The sequence below is a fragment of the Chryseobacterium sp. D764 genome (assembly GCF_019317325.1).
GTDB lineage: Bacteria > Bacteroidota > Bacteroidia > Flavobacteriales > Weeksellaceae > Chryseobacterium.
On sequence record NZ_CP079219.1, the window covers coordinates 840629 to 864007 of the forward strand.

General features: G+C 34.9%; 16 protein-coding genes. 11 read left to right on the top strand and 5 right to left on the bottom strand.

Annotation, left to right across the window (positions count from 1 at the left end; genetic code table 11):
- The first annotated feature begins 8 nt into the window (after window positions 1-8).
- On the top strand, window positions 9-716 hold the full coding sequence (locus KYG33_RS03725) for a DUF421 domain-containing protein (RefSeq protein ID WP_077417372.1): 708 nt from the start codon (window positions 9-11) through the stop codon (window positions 714-716).
- Between the two features lie 12 nt (window positions 717-728).
- Here KYG33_RS03725 and KYG33_RS03730 read toward each other — a convergent pair whose 3' ends face one another.
- Window positions 729-1934: a CynX/NimT family MFS transporter gene (locus tag KYG33_RS03730; protein ID WP_232538951.1), complete on the bottom strand. Its 1206-nt coding sequence runs from the start codon at window positions 1932-1934 to the stop codon at window positions 729-731.
- A gap of 71 nt (window positions 1935-2005) precedes the next feature.
- Here KYG33_RS03730 and KYG33_RS03735 point away from each other — a divergent pair, with 71 nt between their 5' ends.
- From KYG33_RS03735 to KYG33_RS03770, 8 genes are all read left to right on the top strand, one after another.
- Window positions 2006-2788: a helix-turn-helix domain-containing protein gene (locus tag KYG33_RS03735; RefSeq protein ID WP_219072698.1), complete on the top strand. Its 783-nt coding sequence runs from the start codon at window positions 2006-2008 to the stop codon at window positions 2786-2788.
- Window positions 2789-3370: 582 nt separating this feature from the next.
- Complete coding sequence (locus KYG33_RS03740; protein WP_219072699.1) at window positions 3371-3979, top strand: hypothetical protein; 609 nt, start codon at window positions 3371-3373, stop codon at window positions 3977-3979.
- Window positions 3980-4064: 85 nt separating this feature from the next.
- Entirely contained in the window at window positions 4065-5240 is a 1176-nt protein-coding gene (locus KYG33_RS03745; protein WP_219072700.1) for an MFS transporter, read from the top strand.
- A 2-nt stretch (window positions 5241-5242) separates the two neighbouring features.
- Window positions 5243-5992, top strand: a complete 750-nt coding sequence (locus KYG33_RS03750; protein WP_219072701.1) for a siderophore-interacting protein — start codon at window positions 5243-5245, stop codon at window positions 5990-5992.
- Between the two features lie 53 nt (window positions 5993-6045).
- Window positions 6046-6615: a Crp/Fnr family transcriptional regulator gene (locus KYG33_RS03755; protein ID WP_077417360.1), complete on the top strand. Its 570-nt coding sequence runs from the start codon at window positions 6046-6048 to the stop codon at window positions 6613-6615.
- 123 nt (window positions 6616-6738) lie between these two features.
- Window positions 6739-7101, top strand: coding sequence for a hypothetical protein (locus tag KYG33_RS03760; RefSeq protein ID WP_139348540.1), 363 nt, complete (start codon window positions 6739-6741; stop codon window positions 7099-7101).
- A 270-nt stretch (window positions 7102-7371) separates the two neighbouring features.
- Window positions 7372-11709, top strand: coding sequence for a CusA/CzcA family heavy metal efflux RND transporter (locus KYG33_RS03765; protein ID WP_219072702.1), 4338 nt, complete (start codon window positions 7372-7374; stop codon window positions 11707-11709).
- Between the two features lie 7 nt (window positions 11710-11716).
- Window positions 11717-12868 carry an efflux RND transporter periplasmic adaptor subunit gene (locus KYG33_RS03770; RefSeq protein ID WP_219072703.1) on the top strand — a complete coding sequence of 384 codons (1152 nt, stop codon included), beginning with the start codon at window positions 11717-11719 and terminating at the stop codon, window positions 12866-12868.
- A gap of 174 nt (window positions 12869-13042) precedes the next feature.
- Here KYG33_RS03770 and KYG33_RS03775 read toward each other — a convergent pair whose 3' ends face one another.
- From KYG33_RS03775 to KYG33_RS03785, 3 genes are read right to left on the bottom strand one after another with little or no spacing between them, the layout of a single operon-like run.
- The gene (locus KYG33_RS03775; protein ID WP_219072704.1) at window positions 13043-14926 is read right to left on the bottom strand and encodes an ATP-binding protein; all 1884 of its coding nucleotides are present in this window, start codon (window positions 14924-14926) and stop codon (window positions 13043-13045) included.
- A gap of 2 nt (window positions 14927-14928) precedes the next feature.
- Window positions 14929-16152, bottom strand: coding sequence for an SIR2 family protein (locus KYG33_RS03780; RefSeq protein ID WP_219072705.1), 1224 nt, complete (start codon window positions 16150-16152; stop codon window positions 14929-14931).
- A 3-nt stretch (window positions 16153-16155) separates the two neighbouring features.
- Complete coding sequence (locus KYG33_RS03785) at window positions 16156-17721, bottom strand: HD domain-containing protein (RefSeq protein WP_219072706.1); 1566 nt, start codon at window positions 17719-17721, stop codon at window positions 16156-16158.
- A 280-nt stretch (window positions 17722-18001) separates the two neighbouring features.
- On the opposite strand from KYG33_RS03785, the gene KYG33_RS03790 reads away from it, so the two are divergent.
- Entirely contained in the window at window positions 18002-19810 is a 1809-nt protein-coding gene (locus KYG33_RS03790) for a hypothetical protein (protein ID WP_219072707.1), read from the top strand.
- A gap of 539 nt (window positions 19811-20349) precedes the next feature.
- Window positions 20350-21294, top strand: a complete 945-nt coding sequence (locus KYG33_RS03795) for an aldo/keto reductase (RefSeq protein ID WP_077417352.1) — start codon at window positions 20350-20352, stop codon at window positions 21292-21294.
- A 161-nt stretch (window positions 21295-21455) separates the two neighbouring features.
- Here KYG33_RS03795 and KYG33_RS03800 read toward each other — a convergent pair whose 3' ends face one another.
- Window positions 21456-23303 carry a chloride channel protein gene (locus KYG33_RS03800; protein WP_077417350.1) on the bottom strand — a complete coding sequence of 616 codons (1848 nt, stop codon included), beginning with the start codon at window positions 23301-23303 and terminating at the stop codon, window positions 21456-21458.
- Window positions 23304-23379 lie beyond the last annotated feature (76 nt).

Below are 23379 nucleotides of genomic sequence, written 5' to 3' on the forward strand. Positions count from 1 at the left end.
TAATTGGTATGCTGTCAGCTTTTCTCTTACATCTTGATTGGAAAGAATTATTATTGGGACACGAAGAGTGGTCTTTTCTTTTAGAGATCATTCTTCGTACCATGATTATGTTCCTTGCTATTATCATAGGACTTAGAATTTTAGGAAAAAGAGGGGTAAAACAGCTCTCAATCTTTGAATTGGTAGTCATTATTGGCCTGGGATCGGCAGCAGGAGATCCTATGTTTAATAAGGATGTCGGAATTATTTCATCCCTTATTGTTTTTATTGTTATTATTCTTCTATATTCTATTGTGACCCATTTTATCGGAAAAAGTAAACGTTTTGAAAATCTGGTAGAAGGAAAATCCATCTGCCTGGTAGAAAATGGCGAATTTTCAATTAAAAACTTTCAAAAAGAAAACCTTGGGAGTGACGAATTCTTTGCAGAGTTGAGACTAAAAGGAATTTCGCAACTTGGACAGATTGAAATGGCTATAGAAGAAATATCAGGAGAGATCAGTGTATTCTTTTTAGAAGATGAATCTGTAAGATATGGGCTTCCTATTATGCCAGGCTCATTACTTAATCCGTTACAATATATTCATGAGGACAAACATTACTCTTGTATATTTTGTGGGTATACAGAACATAAAAAAGCGGGCAATGCCGGACGCTGCCCAAAATGCCAAAAAGAAGAATGGGTAACATCCAGCAATAAAAGACGTGTCACCTGACCTTTGTCCATCCTAATCCTCAACATATTTATTTCTCGCAGCCTTCATTCCAAAATACAACATCAATATTACCGCAAAACTTAATAAATAAAATGAGCTGTTCCAGGAAACATCCCAATCATGCAGTTTTCCAAATAATGGAGGCCCAAATGCAGCAATCAGATATCCGACAGACTGAGCCATTCCGGAAATTTTAACAGCATTGATACTGCTTTTCGTTCTCGTTGAAAAAAATAGGATAGATAAACTGAAAGACAAGCCATTAGAAATCCCTATGATCACAGCATTCACATAAATCCACTGAGATTTAAGGAACACAAACATCATCGTACTTCCAAACATCAGGGTGCATATAAAAAGAATCATCAGTCTCTGATCTTTCATCTTACTGGCAATAATCGGGCAGCAGAACGTCACAGGAATCATCGTAATCTGAATCACAAAGAAAACCCAGCCGGAGCTTTCTCCCTGCATATGAAAATCTGCAAGAAATGAAGGCAGCCAGGCTACCAGACAATAATAAAATAAAGACTGCAGACCCATAAAAATACTGATGTTCCATGCCTGAGCAGATTTGAACATATTAAAATCAGAAGTACTGAGTGCCGTTTTAGGAAGATTTGGATTTCTTTTATTAAAGATAAATTCCAATACTAAAACAAGAAAACCCAATGCCGCAATAACCAGCCAGATTCCTAAAGAACCTTTCCATCCAAACCCCGTCAGTTCCCCGATCTTCACACTAAAACCAGAAGCCAGGGCCGCCGTAAGATTCATGGATACAGCAAAAATTCCAGTCATAAGACCAATCTGCTTCGGGAAATTATTTTTAACGTATCCCGGAGTGACCACATTTCCAATGCATATCCCTAAGCCAATAAATATAGATCCTAAAAATAACAGCCAAAGAGATCCGCTGATTCTTAAAAATAAACCAAAACTTAAAATAATCAGAGAATACATCAGAAGTTTACTGATTCCGAACTTATTAGAAAATCTACTGACCAATACAGAGCAGGCTGCAAACATAAACAGTGGAATAGAGGTAAGCAGACTTACCTGAAAATTATCAAGTTTCAATGCATCTCTTACTTCTCCCAATACAGGAGCAACTGCCACAATTGGTGAACGGAGGTTACTGGAAATTAATATAACTACCAGAACGTTAATGATTAACAAAACATACGAAGCATTCCTTTTTACTTCATTCTTCATCATAATAAAAACTTTTCTGCAAAATTAATATAGTAATTTTGTTTAATTTTGCCAAAGTTTTAACCTAAAACGACATGAATGCCAACAACAGCATAAAAATAGATGATCTGAAGAAACCTTATTTTGTATGGTTTGAAGAAAACTGGGTTCATGATGATGTCCTTCACCATCATCAGAAAGGTCAGCTGGTATATGTGGAAAGTGGGTTCCAATACATCACTATTGAAGAAAAAATCTATCTTCTCCCACAAAATCATGCCGTATGGATTCCTCCAAATGCAATTCATAAAACTAATTCACATTCCGAAAAGATAAAACTGATGATCATGTTTGCTGATATCAGTACAAAAAATCCCTTTTATCATGAGGTTAATGTATTTTCTGTTCCACCGGTTTTAAAAGAAATGATAAAATATGCGGAAAAATGGTCTAAGCAAATGATTTCTGATGATGATGAAAATCTATTTCTCAAAGCATTGTTCAACGAACTTCCGCGATTTGTTGAACATTCCTTAACGCTCCATATCAGTCTTCCAAAAGATCAACGCCTTACAAAAGTTATTGAGCATCTTCATCATCACTATCGGGATGAAATTAAGATGGAAGATCTCAGCGATACAGCACTTTTGTCTTTCCGTACATTGGAACGTATTTTCAAAAAAGAAACCGGACTCACTTTAAGTAAATACCAGCAGATGCTTCGTATCATTAAAAGTCTGGAATTTCTGAGTGCTGGGCATCTTACTATTTCAGAAACAGCTTATGAAGTAGGGTACAAGAGTGTACAGGCCTATACCAGAAGTTTTCTGTCTGTAATGCAGTTCAGACCTACAGATTTTATTAAAACAATTCAATAGACGTTTAGAGCACCTGCAGAAGCCGGTCGAAATATAGCAAAAAAGAGACTTATTGAGATCTTAAAACTTTGAACATTACTTTGTATAAAAGCAATTGACTTGTTTGAAAAAGAGTATAATTCACATTTTACATCATTTTCCACTTCAACAGCCAATATTCAATTATGATACTATTGAAAATAAAAAGGTCTCCACGAATGAAGACCTTAAAAAAACACAAATGATGAAAAAAAATTATTTCGATCCACAAATATAAGTAAAAATCATGTTATGCAAAACATCATAAGCTTATTTTTTTTAATAATTATTTATTTTAAGTAAAAATAATTATTCTCTAAATGATTTTGGTTTTCTTTAGGATTCCGAAATTCTTTACACAAAAACATATCCTGTTAAATATAATTCGCGCCCTGATGAATTGTATGCCGTTTTTTAGCATGAACAGAATAGTTGTGAGAAGTGAATTATTATAAAAATAAAGCTACTTTAAAACAATACTCAAACAATTGTTTAACTTTTTTGTGACTCTACTCATAAAAACCTATAGAATTTTTGCTGTATTTTCTCCAAAAAACATATTGCATGAAGCCAAAAAAATTTAAAGGAGTCCCAAAACAAAAATTCGGAGGTTTCCATGATACAGAAACCAGAAAAATATTTGATCAGGATTCCATGTCGTTAAAATTTGAAACATTAAAAGAGAGATTTTTCTCAGTCAATAAGTGGCAAAGTTATTGCGGGGAGGCATTTGCAGCATTTAAGCTTTACGATTTCAATGGTCATCCTGTGGATCGTGAACCACAGAAAGGAGATTTTATAAGGATTGATATTCCGGGACCGGGAGAACCTGAAGCCAAAAGATATGATTGGGTGGAAATTACAGATATCTGTTTTTATCAGAACAGTTTTGCCGAAAGTATAACAATGACCTGCAGACCGTCCAGAAACCCTGAAGATAAAAAAAACCGCCATATTGCTCATTTTTACAGCTCCGGAGCAACCTCTACCTTTATGATATCAAAAAGTCCTGCTCATGTAAAAGCCGCAGTATACGGACGTAATGAAAGACCTAATCTGAATGCTAAATTACTTGATGTCATCAGGAATCTTGTCACCGCCGCAGGAGGAATGATGGGAACTGCTAAAATACAATGGAAACAGCTTACCGACAGTTTATTGGATTTTGAATAACCTTTTTCAACCTTTTTTGATCTAGATCAAAGTTTGGTATTTGTTGTACAGGGACATTTGCACCTGAATATTTTAAACAAAATTTATGAGTACAACATTAGAAAAAGGGCAGACTATTAATTTCTATCAGGCGACCGCTCCTATTATCATTTCGGTATTTGGAATTTATCTTACCATAGGAATTGCCTTGGGAGTACTTCCCGGGTTTGTCCAGAACACATTAGGTTTTGACAGCATTATTGTGGGGCTTGTTATTGGTTTGCAGTCGTTGTCAACACTTTTGACGCGTGCCTATTCCGGGAAAATTACAGATACCAGAGGAGCCAAGAAAAGTAAAATGTCAGGTGTGGTATTAGCTGTTATTGCCGGGATTGTTTATATACTTGCAATACTATTTCAGGGGCATCCGCTGATGGCACTTCTCTTTCTGTTAGCAGCAAGAATCATTCATGGTATTGGCGAAAGCTTTCTGGTTACCGGAGCATTGACGTGGGGAATAGGGCTGGCAGGCCCCTCTAACTCTGGAAAAGTAATGACCTGGAACGGTATTGCTATGTATGCAGGAATTGCAATCGGAGCTCCTGTCAGTATCTGGTTGAGTAAAGAATACAATATGCTGCCTGCTTTCATCCTTATAGCCTTACTTCCGCTTGTAAGCTGGCTTTCTACCGCAAAACTTCCTTCTATTCCTGTAGATAAAGATCATGTACGAACGCCTTTTTACAAGGTAATCGGGGCAATATCGGGGCAGGGACTGAGTCTTGCTTTTTCATCAATGGCTTTTGGATGTATTGCTTCTTTTATTGCTTTATTTTTCTCACAAAAGAATTGGGGAGATGCTTCACTTGCTTTTATGGTTTTCGGAATATGTTATGTTCTTACCAGAATTTTCTTTGCTTCATTTCCGGATAAATACAGAGGTTTTAAGATTGCTTTGATCTCTCTGATCATCGAAGTGGCAGGACAGCTGCTGATATGGACATCTGTTTCCAAAACATTAGCCATTATCGGATGTGGATTAACTGGGATTGGATTTTCATTGGTCTTTCCGGCATTGGGAGTTCTTGCCATTCAAAAAGTAAAACCACAAATGAGAGGAACAGCATTGGGAGCGTATGTTGCTTTTGTTGATCTTTCCTTAGGATTGGCTGGACCTATTGCCGGGCTGATTGCAGGCTGGTTTGATTATCAGGCAGTATACCTTTTCGGGGGAATCAGCTGTATGGTATCAATGATTATTTTATTATTTAATAAAAAATAAAAATGGAAAATTCTATCATTACTCAAGCAGAGAAAACAAAAAAAATACGTTCTGCATTTATCATTAAAAATAAACAGTATCTCACCCCACATCTTGTCCGTGTGGTATTTGAAATGGATGACAGTCAGACTGAACTGCTTGCCAATGTGCGTTCCGGTTCAAATAATAAAATCTTTTTTCCAACTGAAGAAGGAAGAACTCCTTTAATCAGAACATATACTAACAGAAAAATTGACTTGGAAAACCGGGAATTGAGTATAGATTTCGTTGCCCATGGTGATAACGGGCCCGCTTCTGCATGGGCATTACAAGCGAGTCCTGGTGATTCATTGGAAATAGGGATGAAAGAAAGTACAAGGCCTTTAGTTCCCGATGCTGATTTTTATCTGCTGGCGGGAGATGCAACAGCATTACCTGTCATTTGTGCTATTGCTGAGCAGTTTCCACCTTATATATCCGCAAAGATCCTATTAGAGGTGGCAGGCAAAGAAGATGAACTTATTCTGTGTTCCGCAGCAGATGTATCAGTAGAATGGCTTCACAATCCTCATCCGGAAGAGGGAAGCCGGCTTGCAGAAGCTGTAAAATCTGTTCAGTTTCCGCCCGGAGTTTTGAAAGAATATGTGTATATCGCTGCAGAATACACAACAGTTCATGAACTTCGTAATTATTTTAAAACAACCCCGCAATGGGATCCCCATGGTCTATATATCTGCTCGTACTGGAAAGCCGGACAGACAGAAAATATATAGACCGTTTTGATAAAAATAGTAAGCAAATCCTTTTTATCATTACTTTTGCTTACATGCAGGAACTTTTAGCTTCATATATTAAAAATAGAATATCAGTAACGGATGAAGAATTGAATACCATTCTTTCTTATTTCAAACATGTTCAATTAAAAAAGAATGAAACACTCCTTACCAACGGACAACACAGCCAACGGACATTTTTTGTTGTAAACGGTTGTCTCCGTATATTTTTTATTAATGAAGAAGGGCAGGATTCCACGCGATATTTTGCATTTGAAAATCAGTTTGCAACAGCATTAACCAGTTTTATTACTTCTGAGCCCTCCGACGAATTTATTCAGGCCGTGGAGGATTCAGAAGTATATTACATTAGTCATGAAAGCTTTTACCATCTCCTGGATATTATTCCGCAATGGGAAAAATTTTACAGGATATATCTGGAAACAGCGTATGTGAGTAATACGAAGAGACTGATGTCTTTCCTTGTTCAGGATGCTCTTGAAAAGTACCGCCAGCTGCTGAATGAAAATCCTGTTGTAGTAAGGAGACTTTCTAATAAAATGGTAGCTTCCTATCTTAATATCTCTCAGGAAACTTTAAGCAGATTGAAATCAAGACTTTGATTTTTGTTTGACAAATCTAATAATATTACAAAGAGCTTTAAATCATTTTTAAACGGAATAAAATTCTCAAAAAATTAATACCAGAGCCTTCTCAGGAAAAATTTAAGCCTTATATTTGCACTCATGTTAAAATGGTTCTCCATATTATGCTCAATGATGTATGTGCTGGCTACCACCAATGCGGGGGAAGTACTGAAGGTGCCTATGTTTGTGGAACATTTTATGGAATATCATGGAAGCTTATCAGAGTTTGTCATGGAGCATTATGATAATCACAAAGAGGATTCTGACTGGGATACTGATCAGAAACTGCCATTTATCAATCCTCCTATTGTATTGACTGTACATGCCCAGCTTCCGGAACTTACATTTGAAATAAAAAAACCTAAAGAAATTACTGTTTCCAAGAAAAACAGTATCTACAAGGAAAAAGATTTCTCCAATCATTATCTTTCCCAGATTTTCCAGCCTCCGCGGCTTTCATAACTGATTTTACACTGACATTGCTTTAGACTTAAAGCAGTCCATTTATTATTACATCAATTTAACCTATCGTGCATTATAACTCTGTTTATGATGTCTTTACTAAACTTTGTTTAAATTTTTCAGAATGATAAGTTTACAACAAAGCACATGATTATCAGGGAGATATTCTTACTGAGTGATATGATATCTTCTGTGCTTTTGTAATTGTACAAATAAAGACTTCAGCAGCTTTTATAAGATATTCCGGGTTATCAATTAATAGTTTTTTCCATGTTAAATAAAATTATTGAGTTTTCTGTAAAGAATAAACTCATCATTGCTCTGTTTACAGTGGGGCTTGTTCTTTTTGGGGTCTATGAAACCACCAAACTACCCATAGATGCTCAGCCGGACATCACCAATAATCAGGTACAGATTATTACGACTGCTCCTTCTTATGGTGCAGCAGATATTGAACGCCTTGTTACATTTCCTATCGAACAGGCTACCAGCAATATCAGCGGAATTACAGAACTTAGAAGTTTCTCACGTTTCGGACTGTCATTAGTAACGGTAGTTTTTGATGACAATACGGATGTCTACTGGGCACGCCAGCAGGTTCAGGAACGTTTGCAGCTTGTTCAGGACAATATCCCGGCCGGAATCGGAAAACCGGAACTGGGACCTATTTCCACAGGATTGGGAGAAATTTTCCAATATGTGGTAAGGGCCAAAAAAGGATATGAAAATGTCTATGATGAAACGGGACTCAGAACCATTCAGGATTGGGTGGTCAGAAGACAGCTTCTGGGAACTAAAGGAGTCGCCGATGTCAGCAGTTTCGGAGGAAAACTGAAACAATATGAAATCGCCATTAATCCCAACAGACTTCAGGCATTCAATATCAATATCAACGATGTTTTTGGAGCGTTGGAGAAAAATAACCAAAATACCGGAGGTGCTTATATTGAGAAGAAAGAAACCGTTCTTTTTATTCGCAGCGAAGGGCTTCTGGGAAGTACGGAAGATATCGGAAGTATTCAGGTGGCAGAAACCAAAGAAGGTATTCCGGTACACATTAAAGATGTTGCTTCCGTAAAGATAGGGTATGCAACAAGATATGGTGCTATGACCTATAATGATACAGGAGAAGTATCCGGAGCTATTGTCCTGATGCTGAAAGGGGAGAATGCCAATGTAGTGATTGGAAATATTAAAGAAAGACTGGAAAAAATACAGGAATCATTACCTGAAGGGGTTGTCATTGAACCTTTCCTTGACCGTGCTAAAATGGTAAACAACACCATCAGTACAGTAAAAACAAACCTGATGGAAGGCGCTTTGATTGTTGTTTTTATTCTGGTTTTATTCTTAGGAAACTTCAGAGCAGGATTATTGGTAGCTTCTGTAATTCCTTTAGCGATGCTTTTCGCTATCATTATGATGAATATTTTTGGGGTAGGAGGAAACCTGATGAGTCTTGGAGCGCTTGATTTCGGACTTATCGTAGATGGAGCCGTTATCATCGTGGAAGCGGTACTGCATCAGCTGGCCCACAAAAAGCATTTCGGAAAAGATAATATGCTCAGCAAAAAAGAAATGGATGACCAGGTTTCTGGTTCTGCGACCAAAATGGTTAACAGTGCCGTTTTTGGGCAGATCATTATCTTAATTGTATATCTTCCGATTTTTACACTTCAGGGCATTGAAGGTAAAATGTTTAAGCCAATGGCCCAGACCGTTGCATTTGCCCTGATTGGCGCATTTATTCTTTCCCTTACTTATATTCCTATGATGAGTTCTCTGGTATTGAGCAGAAAGAAGAAAGAAAAAGAAAATATTTCAGACCGTGTAATGGGAAAAGTAGAAACTGGCCACCAGAAATTCCTGATAAAAGCCCTTAAATATAGAAAAACCATTATTCTGGGAGTGTTAGTACTGTTTGTTGGTGCTGTTTTTACCCTTTCCAGAATGGGTGGGGAATTTATCCCATCTCTTGAAGAAGGTGACTTTGCCGTTGAAATGAGGATTCTTCAGGGAAGCAATATCAATGAAACCAAAAAAGCAACCAGTCAGGCAGCTAATATACTTTTAACCCAGTTTCCTGAAATACAGAAGGTGGTCATGAAGATTGGTAGTGCAGAAATTCCTACGGAACCAATGCCAATGGATTCCGGAGATATGATCATTGTCTTAAAACCTAAAAAAGAATGGACTTCTGCAAAAACATTTCCAGGACTTTCTGATAAAATGAGTAAAGCACTGAGCGTTATTCCGGGATTGACAACCAGTTTTCAGTTCCCGGTACAAATGCGTTTCAATGAACTGATGACCGGAGCAAGGCAGGATGTGGTATGCAAAATTTATGGGGAAGATCTGGACAGCCTTGCTGCCTACGCAAAAAAGATGGGAAGCATTATCAACACGGTAAAAGGAGCTCAGGATCTTTATATAGAACCCGTTGTGGGAGCTCCACAGGTTGTTATTGATTATAACCGTTCGGAACTGTCCCGATATAATATTTCCGTGGCAGATATCAACAGGGTTATCAATATGGCTTTTGCCGGTCAGACAGCAGGTGCTTTATACGAAGGAGAGAAGAAGTTTGATATTGTAGTCCGGATGGATAATGAACATAAAAAAGATATCACAAGTATCCGGAATCTTTTGATACCTACCGCTTCAGGAGAGCAGGTTCCTTTATCACAGCTGGCCAAAGTAGAGCTTAAAAACAGTCCGAACCAGATCCAGAGGGAAGATACCAAAAGAAGAATCATCGTAGGGTTTAATGTAAGAGGAAGGGATGTTCAGAGCATCGTGGAAGAACTTCAGCAAAAGGCAGGTAAAAGCCTGAAACTATCACCCGGATATACCGTTTCTTATGGAGGAGCTTTTGAAAATTTAAATGAAGCCAAAGCCAGACTCGGAGTAGCAGTTCCTATTTCATTAGTAATGATTTTCCTGTTGTTGTTCTTTGCTTTCGGTTCTGTAAAACACAGCTTACTGATCTATACCGCCATTCCATTGTCTGCGATAGGAGGTATTTATTTTCTGGCATTGAGAGGAATGCCTTTCAGTATCAGCGCAGGGGTAGGATTCATCGCTTTATTCGGAGTAGCAGTACTTAATGGAATTGTTTTGATATCAGAGTTTAACCGATTGAAAAAGAATGGAATAACAAACACCAACAGAATTGTACTGATGGGTACAAAAATCAGACTTCGTCCGGTGTTAATGACAGCTTTTGTGGCTTCGTTAGGATTTCTTCCTATGGCGATCAGTAATGGTGCTGGAGCAGAAGTACAGAGGCCTTTGGCTACCGTTGTAATCGGCGGTTTGATGCTTGCTACACTTTTAACCCTTTTTGTACTTCCTATTCTCTATGTTTTATTCGAAAATATTAATAAAGATAAAATGAAATTCTCTAAAAAATTCAACTATAAAAAACTGTCCGTTTTCCTACTGCTGATCTCTTTCGGAAGTTTTCAGGCTCAGGAAAGCATTACTTATGACCAGGCTTTGGAAAAGGCCTATCAACAAAACGGAACCCTTAAAAACTCAAAATTAGTATCAGATTATCAGGAAAAACTCAAAGCCAGCTATCTGGATATTCCACAAATGGAAGTTACAGGCGGATTTGGACAGATTCAGGGAGAGGAAACCGACAATTCTTTCGGAATCTCTCAAAGATTCAGTTTTCCTACGGTTTATTCAAAAAGAAAACAAATGCTGGATGCGGAATGGTCTGCGGGTATCATCAATCAGAATCTGACCAAAACACAGCTTACGAAAGAGGTTACAGACGTTTTCTACAGAATATTAGTGCTTCAGGAGAAGAAAAAAGTATTGGAATATATCAGCCAGATGTACAATAATTTTGCTGACAAGGCGGGATTAAGATTAAAAAAAGGAGAAGCCAATATTTTAGAGGAATCAACCGCTGAAATCCAGAAAGAACAGGTACAAGTACAGCTGAACACTCTTGAGAATGATCTAGATATCGCAAAACTTCAGCTTCAGGTATTACTTCAGTCTGAGAATCCTTACCAGCCGATTGCTGATCAACCGACAATGAATATGGGTATTCAGATTTCTGAGGAAATGGTAAAACAACATCCTGAACTTCAGTATCTGCAGCAACAGATTAAAGTAGGAGAGGCGGAAGTACAGCTGGAGAAAAGCAAACTGCTTCCGGATCTTCTTGTTGGATATACCAATCAGAGTATGAAAAACATCAATAATAACCGTTTTAATTCGGTTCAGGTGGGCGTAGGAATTCCATTGTTTACAAAAGGGCAAAGAGCTTTGGCAAAGGCTGCACAGGCAAAAATTGCAATATCCGAAAATCAATACCAGCGAAAAGAAATTGAGCTGAAAAACAGATTGAGACAGCAACTGAATAATTATATGAATCAACAGAGAATCATTGAAAATTATCAACAAAAACAACTTCCGAAATCTGAAATCATTTTAAAAACAGCACAGAAACAAATGGAAGTAGGAGAAATTGATTACCTGGATTGGGTAATATTGGTGAACCAGGCCGTAAAAACCAAAGCAGACTATATTGATCAGCTGGAAAAACTGAATCAGATCAGTGCCGAACTTAATTTCTTAATTTCAAAATAACAACGTCATGCAGTTCAAGAATATATCTATATACAGCCTTACTTTAATCCTTACTTTATCTTCATGTTCAGGAAAAAAAGAAGAAGAAAAAACGGTTTACGAAAACACAAAATTTACCAAAAACAATGAAAATTCGGTTCATCTCACGGAAAAACAAATTCAGTCTGTAGGAATTACCACCACATCTATTCAGAACAGAAATATGGAAAAGCTGGTACGACTGAACGGAAAAGCAGAAATTGCACCTTCACACATCAGTTTGGTTTCCAGTATTATGGGCGGGCACATCAAATCTATTAACATAATTAATGGAAGCCATTTCAATAAAGGACAGGTTCTTGCTGTTGTGGAAGATCCACAATTTATACAGCTTCAGCAGGATTATCTGGTGACAAAAGCACAGCTTGAAGCCGCAAGACTGAACTTTAACCGCCAGAAAGACCTTAATACAAGCAAAGCCAGCAGTGATAAGACGATGCAGACCGCTCAGGCAGATTATGCTACCCTGAATGCTACTTTAAAGGGGCTTGAAGAAAAGTTGAGAATCATTGGAATCAATGCCAGAGGTCTACATACTGGAAATATCAAAAGTAAGATTAATATCTATGCACCATTTACCGGTTTTGTAAGTAAGATTCTTGTGAACAACGGACAATACATCAATCCGGCAGATACTTTGTTTGAGCTGATTAACCCCGCGGGATTACTTTTGGAATTAAAAATTTTTGAAAATGATGTAAATGATGTGAAAGCAGGTCAGGAAATTTTAGTCTACAACAATCAGAATCCGGATGTGAAATCTAACGCAAGGATTGTCAGTGTAGTTCCAAGCATTGAAAACGGGGGATCTGCAACAGCAGTTGCTAAGCTGTCTTCGGTAAATTCTGAATTTGTAAAAGGAATGTATATCAATGCTGAAGTCAATATCAACAGCCGGTACACGCAGGGGCTTCCCAACGAAGCGGTAATATCTTTTGAAAATAAAAATTATGTTTTTGAAGATTTCGGAAAATCGAATTACAAAATGATTCCTGTTGTAACCGGGATTTCTGATGACCAGTTTACAGAGATTATAAAAGCAGATGTTTTAAAGGATAAGAAAATTGTACAGAAAGGAGCTTACAGCCTTCTGATGATGCTTAAAAACAAGGCAGAATAAGCTTATCATACAATTAAAAGATCAGCCGGAGGACTGGTCTTTTAATTTTTTAGAAGCTTCACACTGTACATTTTGCTTTCTGAAAAATTCTTTAAGATTGAATCAGTTTTAGTAACTATGCAAAATTCTTTTCAGAAATTATCTAATACTTTTTTGAAATATAATTGTAGCACATCATCTCCATTTACTTGTTAAAACTATCGTTTCATTGTGTGGCTTATGCTCATCAGGAATTTTATCTATTTTTATAACTACAGGAAGATCCGCAGATAAGCCAGCAAGAATACATCCACCTTGTGGCAAAATAGAAAGACTGTCAAATGATATTTTGTCTAGATAAGATACTGTTCTTCCAATTGCTTCAATGTCTTTATTATTGATTAAACGATGAAGTAAATAATTATGCAATTGTGATATTATTGTATCCGAAATATCATAGGGTCTTTGACTTGCAATAGTTAGAAATACTCCAAACTTTCTTCCTTCTTTTATTATTTCCTCAAAAGTTTCGAGCCTATAATCCTTCCATGTTTCACTTTCACGAATTGAGTTTCTAGAAAGGATATTATGAGCCTCATCAACAATGATATTTAAATATTTGTCTCTTTTTAAATTACTAGTTTTATAGTTTTCATAATAATACTTACATACAACCAATGGTATTATTTTTTTCATTTCTACATTAACATCGTTAAGGTTTAATAGTAGCAATGGTATCTTATTTTCGATGAGATCATCTTTGACAACAACTTTAAAAACTTTCGTAATCTCACTAAATTTTGTTTCTAATCTATTATAAAGTGGACCGATATGTTCCTTTGAATAATAACCTTTGGCGATCACGTCAAAATAGTTAATTAAAATTTGAAGTCTAATTTTTGTAAATAAATCAATTCTCTTTACATCTATATTAATTAACTTTATAATTTCCCATAGTTTATTTAAAAATAATTTAGGCTTTTTACTATGATCAATATTTTCCAAAACTAATTGTGAGTAATTAATTGTTAGCCCCATTTTTATTTTTTTTTTGACTTCATTCAAGTTTTTAAATATCTCACCTTTATCAAGCTTTATTAATTCGTTAATAAAATATATATGAAAGTCTTTATCAAGGCTTTTAGAGCCTTGAGTCAAAATAAATTGAATTGTTGTAAAAATTAAAATTTTAATTCCTTCTTCATCCTTTGTTCCCTCAACTAAACTTTTTTTAGAAAGAGAGCTATCAAGAAAAGGTTTCTGTGTTTGATCCGTAGCTTTTAATAATATTGACCAAAACGTAAGATCATTAACAACTTTTATAGGAATAGGGAATCTATCCCCATTATTTGTAGAAGTGGAAAGAAAAAATCTCTGTTTATATTTCTCATCAACAATTATATTATCTCCATTTTTTTTAATTGCATATTCCCCATTAAAATCAATTAATATAAATTTTGTATTATCTACAAATTTTTGATTTCCTTTATATTTATTAAATAATTCAAAATATATCTTAGATAAAGTATAAGACTTACCACTTCCTGTATTGCCAAAAATACCAATATGGCTTGCAAATAGCTTGTCAACACCTATTTCAATATTAGTATTGGTTTCATTTAACAAATAACCTAATCTAATTTTATCATCTTCTTCTTTCGCAAAGCTATGTATACAGTTAAATTCTTTATCGTCAAGCAAAAAACAATCATTGTCAATTAAAGGCAATTCTTTTAAACCTTGACGGAAAATATTATTATCAATAAAGCCAACTAAAGTTACATTCAAAAAACGTTTAATTTTGTTTCTTTGATCAATATAATTATTATTTTCAAGATCTTTATCTTCTGAAATAAACTCCCCTTCAATCTTACCAATGATTTCATTGAAGCCTTTTGCAATTTTCACATATGATCCTACGGATACATTTTTTATGATTCTACCATTAAAAAGTAAATGAGGTGCATTTTTATTTTTATCGACTCTTATAAGAATATTTTTCCCTTTTATTTCGCTGACAGAACCTATTTTTAAAACAGATTCCGCAGTAAAATTTTTGTTAGTAACTTCATTCTCCATTCTTATTTGGTTTTGTCAGTATTGATTATATTTTGAATTATTATGGGCTTTTCATTTTTATTACTTTCACCAATATGTTCAGCAATAGATAAAAAAATCTCATTAACAATCTTTTTAAAATCAAATCCAATAAAATCAGTATATAAGTTTTTATATTTCAGATTTGAAAAAAAACCATCTATTTGCTTTTTACCTCCTTCACTGTAATTAAATACTATAATAAGTAAAGTAGGGTTTGAATTTAATGCCCTGTAAGTTATTTGCCTGATATGTTCATCAGCAAATGAAAATCCCGTCACAAATAAAACTGAATTTTCTCTTTCTAGAATATTAGAAAACATTCTGATTTGCTCATAGTACTCCAATCGTAATGTGGTATTTTCAAATTTTTCTTTTGTAGGATTTATCATCACCAATTTATCATAAATTGCGTAAAATTTATCCAAATTTTCATGAGCATCCTCAATGTCAGTTTTTTCCTCTGCTTCTTTCTTTAGTTCATTATAATCTTTTAACTTAGTTTCAGTTTTACCATTAAGTTCCACTTCTTTTGTTAAAGTAATTAAAAGTTGTTCGGGAAAACGAATCTCATTTAAATCATTTAAGGCAATTAAATTTGAATCAAACTTAATCTCTGCATCATTACTTTTATCCCAAGTTAAAGATCCGTGAAGTTTAAATAAATTAAATACTGGAAGTTCCGACCTAATACTATATTGGGAGCTATTTTTGTAAAATGACTTTTGGTAGTTGGCTGTATTGAAACTCTTATTAAACTTTCCATTAAATCCATCATTAAACTCTAATCCTAATTTATCTAGATTTATATCAAGAAAAATATCCATATTAGTTGTAAATATATTTACTTCTTTTGGCAATAGTTTATTTCTTCTTTTTAAAAGTAAAATATTAAGAGTCTGCAATAATGTTATATAAATTTCATTTGTTGCAATAAAATCATTCTGTTTGTCTTCACTTAAAGTAAATTTATCATCTATCAATTTTAAATTTCCTCTAATACATTTATCAAAATACCAATATTTAATTGAGGTATCTAAAACCTTAAACCAATATTTATTCCTGTTATTTTGGAAATCTCGATCCAATGAAGTAAGTAAATCTTCTATATTTCCAAGTGTTTCAAGATAATTTCTAGAAGCTCCTGAACCTATCAAAAAATTGAAATGGCTACTCTCTATAATCTTTAAAATTTTCTCATTTTCCATAAATTAATTTTCAATATCAATTAATCCGTGTTCGATAAATTTCCCCCTTACGACTTCTTCAATTTCAGATAACTCATTTTCCATTTTACCTTTTCTATTTACGTAAATCCTTTTAATAAAAGTATTCGTTTGATTTAAAAATTTCATCTCATCAGTAATACTATCCCAGTTTTGTGTAATTAATTTTCCTTTTTTATCAATTACCACTGATTTAGTTTTAATTTCCCCTTTACTATTGTAAAACCCTTTTAAACCAATATTGCTACAGTAGTTTTCTTGTATAAATATACCCTCACTATTTAGTTCAGATTTAATAACTTTTAATTTAGATTCATCGAATTTCTTTGTATCAAATTTTAGAAAATCAGCAACGTTTTCTCTCTTTTCATAACATCGTTTCCATAACTTCCTATTCAATAAATCGTTTAAAACATTTTCACAATTAGTGCAATGGTTTTCTTGTAAAATATTTCTTAGAGTAACGTTAAAAAAGTATTCATCACTATTTTCACAATAGAAATTTTCATAATCAACAAATTCTTGTATGTCCTCCAACACGTTTATGTTTAAATCACCAAATATAAAATCAAGCATTGAATTCGTAGCAGAATTAGTTTTGTGAAAGTAAACCTGATTGTATAGATGATTTCTGGATTGTATAAACCTTATAACAGAATCTAAGCCGCTCATCTTTATACCTAATGTATATCGATCTTTTGCGTTGATTGGTAACAGAGATGTCAATATTCTGCTTTGATCAAAAAAGCCATATTTTACTCCTGAATAAAAACTATCTCTATATAAATAGTCCATCCTATCAGCATCAAAGGGAAAACTTGCGATAATAGAATTAAAATAATCTGAAAAATTACCATCACCAATCATGATCTCATAATCTGGTAGAAAATCAGGTTCAATCATTTTTAAGATATTGTCGATGCTTATTTCTTCTACAATTAATATTGACTCTTTTGTTAAGCTTTTATATAGTTTTAATGTTTTGATCAGACTAATAATAAAAACGCATGATACTAATTCATGATTAATATTTTTATCTAGTCCTTTCTTTTCAATATAGACTTTAAACAAGTCAATATATTTTCCAAAAAAATCAGGGTTAGATTTTAAAATTTTCATTAATCCTTCTCCCGTTGTTGTAAAATCATCAAACTTATGAGAAGTTGGACCATGCCCGACATCGTGTAATAGAGCTGCCAATCTTAATTCCTGTAGACGAACAAGTAAAATTTTATTATTTCTTTCAAAATCATATACAGATTTTGCTTCAATGTAATCATTATTCTCAGGATCTCTTTCGTTTTTTACCCTTGCTATTTTAACATTCTCATTAGAATTATGAAAAATAACTTCAGCAAGATGCATTACCCCAAGTGAATGTTCAAACCTACTATGATTTGCTCCAGGAAACACATAGTTTAGTAGTGTATTTTGTTTTACTTTTCTTAATCTGCCAAAAATTCTTTGATTAATAATATACTCCTCAATTTCAGTAATTTGTATTAATCCGTGGATGGGATCTAGTATTTTTCCTGTCTTAATTAAATTCATTATTTTTTATGAAATTTAGTGAATAAGTTTTTTTTTGCCTTACGGTTATCCGTAAGAAAAGCATGCAATCTTTACTTATAAATGCTATAAGGCAACATAGTATTATTGAATTATCAGTAACAAATCCGCAAAACTGATTCAAAATATGATATTTGACATGTTTTCCGTTTTATAAAATATTATTTAATGCATAATTCATTTTAAAATAATACATTTAGGAAGTGAATAGTTTTGAAAGGATTTTTTAGATGAATAAGAAAAGAACTTTTATCGAAAATTTATGACAAAAAAACCTTTGCACAATTTCCATATTCCGGTAATGGGACTGGCTTACACAATAGACAGCCCAATACGTGTTGCACAATATGGAATTTCTTCTGTGATCTCTATCATTGATGATGAAATCCTTGAAAAGATGAAAAACTTTTATAACAAGAAGTTTAATCTTAACTATTTTGGAATCTCAACAAAAACAGATGATTACAGGGCAAGAAGAGTTACTGCCTATCTGGATATGGTGGATGATATTGTGAATGAAAAATTTGAATCTTTCAAACAGGAAATCAGCAAAAACAAAGAGGCTTTAAAGGACTTCATGGCCATACTTCCGAATACTTCGGATCTTAAAGAAAGTCTTCAGAATCTTATTAATCAAAAAGATAACTGGAGTTCCAATATTAAAAACTTCATAGAATCCAACCTAAAACCCGGAAGTATTGATGTCAATATCATGACGAAAGTGGATAAAGACAATTATCAGAACAACGAACAGCTTCCGGTAATGTATAATGATGCTCATGCTTCACTGCGCGGATTTGCCAAAAGCAAACTGTCATCATCAATGGTTCTTTCTGCAGGAATGAATCCTCGTCTGTACAGCTATATGGAAGAGTTTGAAGACTTTTTTCCAGATGAAAACGGAAAGATCAAAAAGAAAATTATTCTTAAAGTAAGCGACTTCCGTTCTGCAATGATCCAGGGAAATTTTCTGGCTAAAAAAGGATTGTGGGTTTCTGAATACAGAATAGAATCCGGACTGAACTGCGGAGGCCATGCCTTTGCAACCGAAGGACTGCTTCTTGGACCTATCATGGAAGAATTTAAGCAGAGAAAAAATGATCTGATACAGTCAGCGCATACTTTAATGACAGCTGCTTTGGAACAAAAAGGAAAACCTATAGTTTCAGAACCTTTAGAAATGAAAATTACCGTTCAGGGGGGAGTAGGAACTTCTGAAGAACATGAGTTTCTGCTGGCTCATTACAATGTAGACAGTGTAGGATGGGGGTCTCCATTTTTACTGGTACCTGAAGCCACTTCTGTAGATACAGAAACCAGAAATCTGCTTGTAAAATCAAAAGAAAAGGATTTGTATCTGAGTCATATTTCGCCTCTGGGAGTACCTTTCAATACGGTAAAAGGAACATCTAATGAACTATTGAAGTATGAAAAGGAAGCTAAAGGCAAATACGGCAGTTCATGTCCGAAAAAGCTTCTGGCATTAAGCAAAGAATTCTCACCGGAAGGAACCTGTACCGCTTCTAAAAAATATCAGGATATCAAACTGAAAGAATTGTATACTGACCGGGAAACTTTAACAGAAAAAGAGTTTGATAAAAGAAAGTCTCAAATAACCGATAAAGCCTGTCTGTGTGTAGGACTTGTGAATGCAGCATATATGGAGCAGAATCTTGAAATCAAAGGAGAAAAACAGGGGGTTGTGATATGTCCCGGACCCAATATTGCTTTTTTTGATAAAGAAGTTTCACTTTCGGAAATGGTAAAACATATTTATGGAAATACCAATATTCTTTCCCATACTCAACGTCCAAATATGTTTATCAATGAACTGAAAATGTATGTTGACTATCTGAGAAAGGAAATTACAGAATCTTCAGTACAGATTACCCATGCCCAAACAAAAAAATGGAATGCTTTCAAGAAAAATATACTTGAAGGAATAGAATATTATCATGATCTTTTTATAGGGTCATCATTCTTCAGCAACGGATTATCAACCATCAATCTGCAATTACAGGAATATAAACTTCAGCTTACTGCTATTGATGTTCCGCAGGTTGAAAAATAACCGTATTTTTTAATTGATAGATAATAAAAACAGCTTTCAACGCGGAGGCTGTTTTTGTTTTTTTGAGTTGTTCTGTTGGGGAAATATAAAATATAAATGCAGGCAATCAAATATTTCCAACAAAGGATGTATCTTATTTTTACAATACACAATTTTATCGGAGATAAAATCCTTGCGTCTTTGTGATCTTTCAACAATCATATTTTATGAAATGATTAGGAGTTGGAAAAACGCAAAGGCGCAAAGATTTATAATATTACTGTAGAATGTAAGGCGCTAGAAAATCAAAGATTTTCAGCAAGCGTGTGTCTAATTTTTACAGTATATAATTTTATCGGAGAAAAAATCCTTGCGTCTTAAAAACGATGTTGCAGGTAAGAATTATTTGCGTCTTTGCGTTTTATAAAAAAATAATAGTCAAAAAAACTGAGGAAACATCCGTGTTTTCATTTATAATAACTATAGACGGAATGGCTATTTTGAATATCCTTTGGGCATAATATTCCTTACCTTAGATCCTACTTAGTAAAATTATTTTTATGGAAAAAAGAAAGATCAAAAACACCGATTTAACGATTGCGCCAATCAATTTCGGAGGAAATGTTTTTGGATGGACCCTGGATGAAAAACAGTCTTTTGATATACTGGATCGCTTTACAGAAGCAGGATTCAATTTTGTAGATACTGCAGATACCTATTCATGGTGGGTGAACGGGAAAGGAGGACAATCTGAAGAGATCATTGGAAAGTGGATGAAAAGCCGTTCTAACCGTAATGATATCGTTTTGGCAACAAAAGTAGGTTCTGAAACCAAAGAACATGGCTATGATATCAGCAGAAAGCATATCTTACAATCAGTGGATGAGTCACTGAAAAGGCTTCAGACCGATCATATTGATCTCTATTATACTCACTTTGATGATAATATCACTCCGGTAGAAGAAACGCTTTCGGCTTATGATGAGATCATTAAGGCTGGAAAAGTGCGCTATATTGCGGCTTCCAATTTATCACCGGAACGTTTAAAAGCTTCATTTGAAGCTGCTGAAAAGAATAATCTTCCTAAATATGTTGCATTACAGCCTCATTATAACCTGATGGAAAGGGAAGGTTTTGAGGGAAATTATGCACCTCTGGCAGAGCAGTTCGATTTAAGTGTATTTCCTTACTGGTCTCTGGCAGCTGGTTTCTTAACGGGTAAATACCGTGATGAAGCAGATCTTGCAAAAAGCGCGAGAGGTGAAGGGGTAAGAAAGTATTTAAATCCTAAAGGACTTGAAGTTTTAAAAGCTCTGGATCAGGTAAGTTCAAAACATAATACCACTCAGGGAACGGTTTCTCTGGCATGGCTGTTATCCAATCCTTTGATCACAGCTCCTATTGTAAGTGCTACAAGTGCATCACAGCTTGAAACGGTATTCAATGCTCCAAAACTTATTCTTGATCAGGAAGATATTGATCTGTTGAATAGTGCAGGCAACTAATTTTCAACTTTCATTATAGACTAAAATTTAATCCGTTCATTGCTGAACGGATTTTTTATTTCGACAATGCTTAACCACCCCGTCAAAAATTCTTTGAATTTTCGCCCTCCCTCCAATGGAGAGGAATTTTAGTTCTTCAATTGTGATTATTCAGTTATTAATTAATCAGAATATTCCTTCAAAAGCTGTCTGTAGCTCATCAGTATTGAGGATTTTGAAATAAAGCCTATAAAATCATTATTCTCACTCACTACAGGAAGATTCCATACCCCTGTATCATCAAAAGTCTGAAGAATCTCCAGAGGTTTATTATCACGGTGAAGTATAGCTGGTGGAGCTTTCATAATCTGAATGACCAGCTGAGAAGCATCCATTTCTTTGTTAAAAAGATAAGGTCTTATATCATCCAGGGTAAGAATTCCCTTTAGCTTTCTATTTTCATCCACAACAGCAAAAATATTTTTATCTCCATTCTTTACCATTTCAAATAATTCAGTAACAGAAGCATTTTCATTAATGGTCTGAGAATACTGATCTATAAAATCTTCTGTTCTCAAGGCAAAAAGGAGGTTTTTATCATGTTTATTGGTCAAAATCTTTCCTTCATCTGCTAAAGATTTCAGTTCCGGAGAGATTGGGGAGAACCATTTGGCAATAAGGTAAGATATCACAGAAGCGATCATCAGGGGAATAAACAGATCATATCCGAAACTGGATTCTGCAATCAGAAATATTGCAGTAAGCGGAGCATACAGTACACCGCTCATTGCCCCAGCCATTCCTACCAGAACAAGGTTGGTCACCGGAACATCTGTAAAGCCTAAATGCTGACAAACCAAAGCAAATAAGTACCCTAAAGTTCCTCCTGCAAAAAGAGACGGGGCAAAATTACCTCCGTTACCACCACTGAAGATGGTAAAAGAAGTGGCAAATGCTTTTAAAAGCAATACCAGAATTAAAAATACAATAATCGTCCAGTCTCCGATCTCAAAATACCTGAAAAAACTGTTTTCAATAATAGAGTGGGTATTTCCGTTGGTAAATGCTTTCACTGTTTCATAACCTTCTCCAAATAATGGTGGAAAAAGAACACACAACAATGAAAGTACAGCGCCACCAAACATTGCTTTACGCATTCTGGAAAGCTGAAGTCCTTTTATAAAATGTTCTACTTTTTGGGAAATAATCACAAAATAACGGGCATACAAACCTGTTACAAGTCCTAAAATAAGGTAATAAGGGACATTTTTATAGTTGAACGGATCTCTTGTATAAAACCTGAAAAGAACATCTTCCTGAAGCAAAATCCTCGACAAAAGACTTCCGCAGACTGCAGCCACAACCAAAGGAATAAAATCTGTAAAAACCACTCCGGTCAACAGAATTTCAAAGGCAAACATAATCCCGGCAATTGGAGCATTGAATGCAGATGCAATTCCTGCTGTAGCACCAGCAGCCAGCAATAAAGTACGTTCTTTGTAACTTAATCTGTAGGTCTGCGCATAGTTTGAACCAATAGCAGCTCCGGTAACGGCTATAGGACTTTCCAATCCTGCCGAACCTCCCAATCCTACGGTAACCGCACTCTGTATCACCTGGGAATACATTTTAACGGAAGCTACGATACTGGAATTCTGTGCAATTTCATAGAGTATAGCCCCGATACCTTTACGATCCTGTCCTTTGAACAACGTCAGAACGATCATCGTGGTCAATACAATTCCTAAAAAAGGAAAAACAATATAGAATAGTATCTGATATTCAAAGTGGACTTTGGTAGTAATGAAATTGTGTATATTGTGTACCAGCGTTTTCAGAATAACTCCTGCAAGACCCGCCGTACAGCCTACCAGAATTCCGGAAAGAACCAGAAACTGATTCCGGCTCAGCCTGTTGTTCAGCCAATGCAGAATAAGCTCATAACTGCGCGCTTTTTCTAATCCATATTTTTGGAAATCTCTTTTAAATTTAAGGAAGCTCAGGTACTTTTTTTTGTTGTGAATTTTCACCTTAGAAACATTTTATGCTATCATCAGATTGATACAGCTCCGTAAATTTATGAAATATATCACAAAAAATACCCTT

Bases quoted from the DNA above. Each gene is read 5' to 3' on its own strand.
- KYG33_RS03725 (WP_077417372.1), top strand. From the start codon at position 9: ATGCTGTCAGCTTTTCTCTTACATCTTGATTGGAAAGAATTATTATTG.
- KYG33_RS03730 (WP_232538951.1), bottom strand. From the start codon at position 1,934: ATGATGAAGAATGAAGTAAAAAGGAATGCTTCGTATGTTTTGTTAATC.
- KYG33_RS03735 (WP_219072698.1), top strand. From the start codon at position 2,006: ATGAATGCCAACAACAGCATAAAAATAGATGATCTGAAGAAACCTTAT.
- KYG33_RS03740 (WP_219072699.1), top strand. From the start codon at position 3,371: ATGAAGCCAAAAAAATTTAAAGGAGTCCCAAAACAAAAATTCGGAGGT.
- KYG33_RS03745 (WP_219072700.1), top strand. From the start codon at position 4,065: ATGAGTACAACATTAGAAAAAGGGCAGACTATTAATTTCTATCAGGCG.
- KYG33_RS03750 (WP_219072701.1), top strand. From the start codon at position 5,243: ATGGAAAATTCTATCATTACTCAAGCAGAGAAAACAAAAAAAATACGT.
- KYG33_RS03755 (WP_077417360.1), top strand. From the start codon at position 6,046: ATGCAGGAACTTTTAGCTTCATATATTAAAAATAGAATATCAGTAACG.
- KYG33_RS03760 (WP_139348540.1), top strand. From the start codon at position 6,739: ATGTTAAAATGGTTCTCCATATTATGCTCAATGATGTATGTGCTGGCT.
- KYG33_RS03765 (WP_219072702.1), top strand. From the start codon at position 7,372: ATGTTAAATAAAATTATTGAGTTTTCTGTAAAGAATAAACTCATCATT.
- KYG33_RS03770 (WP_219072703.1), top strand. From the start codon at position 11,717: ATGCAGTTCAAGAATATATCTATATACAGCCTTACTTTAATCCTTACT.
- KYG33_RS03775 (WP_219072704.1), bottom strand. From the start codon at position 14,926: ATGGAGAATGAAGTTACTAACAAAAATTTTACTGCGGAATCTGTTTTA.
- KYG33_RS03780 (WP_219072705.1), bottom strand. From the start codon at position 16,152: ATGGAAAATGAGAAAATTTTAAAGATTATAGAGAGTAGCCATTTCAAT.
- KYG33_RS03785 (WP_219072706.1), bottom strand. From the start codon at position 17,721: ATGAATTTAATTAAGACAGGAAAAATACTAGATCCCATCCACGGATTA.
- KYG33_RS03790 (WP_219072707.1), top strand. From the start codon at position 18,002: ATGACAAAAAAACCTTTGCACAATTTCCATATTCCGGTAATGGGACTG.
- KYG33_RS03795 (WP_077417352.1), top strand. From the start codon at position 20,350: ATGGAAAAAAGAAAGATCAAAAACACCGATTTAACGATTGCGCCAATC.